This is a genomic window from Mesorhizobium sp. M7A.F.Ca.ET.027.03.2.1, assembly GCF_003999175.1.
Classification (GTDB): Bacteria; Pseudomonadota; Alphaproteobacteria; order Rhizobiales; family Rhizobiaceae; genus Mesorhizobium.
This window is the reverse complement of the sequence record NZ_RZOM01001267.1, coordinates 1-1,539: the sequence shown is the minus strand read 5'-3', so window position 1 is coordinate 1,539 and position 1,539 is coordinate 1. Positions and strand designations below refer to the sequence as shown.

Annotated in this window: 2 protein-coding genes; one reads left to right on the top strand and one right to left on the bottom strand. The window is 62.5% G+C overall.

What is annotated here, in order from left to right; genetic code table 11:
- Positions 1-401 (top strand): enoyl-CoA hydratase-related protein (locus tag EN750_RS33690; RefSeq protein ID WP_245482886.1); only part of this gene is annotated, 401 nt, incomplete at its 5' end.
- Positions 402-454: 53 nt separating this feature from the next.
- On the opposite strand, the gene ppk2 is transcribed toward EN750_RS33690, so the two are convergent.
- Positions 455-1,363 carry a polyphosphate kinase 2 gene (gene ppk2, locus EN750_RS33685; protein WP_127399223.1) on the bottom strand — a complete coding sequence of 303 codons (909 nt, stop codon included), beginning with the start codon at positions 1,361-1,363 and terminating at the stop codon, positions 455-457.
- Positions 1,364-1,539 lie beyond the last annotated feature (176 nt).

Genomic DNA, 1,539 nt, shown 5'->3' with positions numbered 1-1,539 from the left:
TGGTGATCGCGTCCGATGAGAGCACGTTCAGGGTGCCGTTCGTCGATTTCGGCCTGGTGCCGGACGCGGCGACCAGCATCCTGGCGCCGCAGAAGCTCGGCTATGCCGGTGCCTTCCGCTTCTTCTGCCTCGGCGACACGCTTCGCGCCGAGGACGCCAGGGCGCTCGGCCTGGTCGCGGAGATCGTGCCGGGAGGCACCGTCGAGGAGGCGGCCCTCGGCCGGGCGAGACAGCTTGTCAAGAAGCCGGTCGCCGCCCTGCTGCAGACGCGCGGCCTGCTGAAAGGGAACACCGAGGCCCTCTGCGACCGCATCGATCAGGAGATTTCGCTTTTCCAGCAGGCGCTGCAGGACGACACCACGCTGCGGCGATTGCAGCGCATCGCCCGGCTCGCGGCCTGAGCGAAAGCCTCAAGGAACGCGCCGCGCGGCCAAGGCCGCGCGGCGCGGAAGCGTCAATCCTGCTTGCCGAGGAATGACGGCCCTTCGCCGATGATCTTCTTGTCTTCCTTGCCGATGATTTCGAGATCGCGCCCCTCATAGGGCAGAGACGACAGGATGCGCCGCATGATCGCCAGCCGCGCGCGCCGCTTGTCATTGGCCCGTACGATGATCCACGGCGCGAATTCCTTGTGGGTGCGCTCGAACATGGTGTCGCGCACCTTGGTGTAGTCGTCCCACTTGGTGATGCCTGCAACGTCGATGGGCGAAAACTTCCAGCTCTTCAGCGGGCTGTAGCGACGGTCATGGAAGCGCTCGAGCTGCGTTTCCCGGCCGATGTTCAGCCAGAATTTGAAGAAGTGGATGCCCTCGTTGGAGATCATCCGCTCGAAATGCGGCGTCTCCTCAAGAAACTGCTCGTGCTGCTGCGGGGTGCAGAAACCCATCACCGGCTCGACACCGGCGCGGTTGTACCAGGAGCGGTCGAAGGTGACGAATTCGCCTGAAGTCGGGAAGTGGTCGACATAGCGCTGGTAGTACCATTGCCCAAGCTCGGTCGGGGTCGGCTTGGTCAGCGCCACGTTGCGTGCCGTGCGCGGATTGAGGTACTGGCGCACCACGAAGATCGTGCCGCCCTTGCCTGCAGCATCGCGACCCTCGAACAGCGCCATCACCCGTTTGCCGGTCGACTGCAGCCAGGCCTGCGCCTTGACCAACTCGATCTGCAGCTTCTCGAGCATCTCGTCATACTCGTCGCTTTTCATCTTCTTGTCGTAGGGATAGCCGCCGGCGGTCAGCTTGTTGTCCTCGACCCAGTCGGGAAGCGCGGGATTTTCGATGTCGAACTCCCTCTCCTTGCCGCCGATCCTGATCTTCAGCGGCCCCGAAGTTGGCGCGGTGGGACTTTCTTTGGCTTTTTTCATCGAGACGAACCCTTTCCAGCTTCCGGACTCATGCTATGGGGAGCCACTACAGCGTCGCGCGTCCGTTTGGATGCGCAAAGGACGCTGTAGCACTTTTAATTTGCGCATGATCCTTTCCGAAAATCGATCCCGATTTTCGGGTCGTGCGGCAAGCGGTCTAGTGGAAGTTTTCCGCC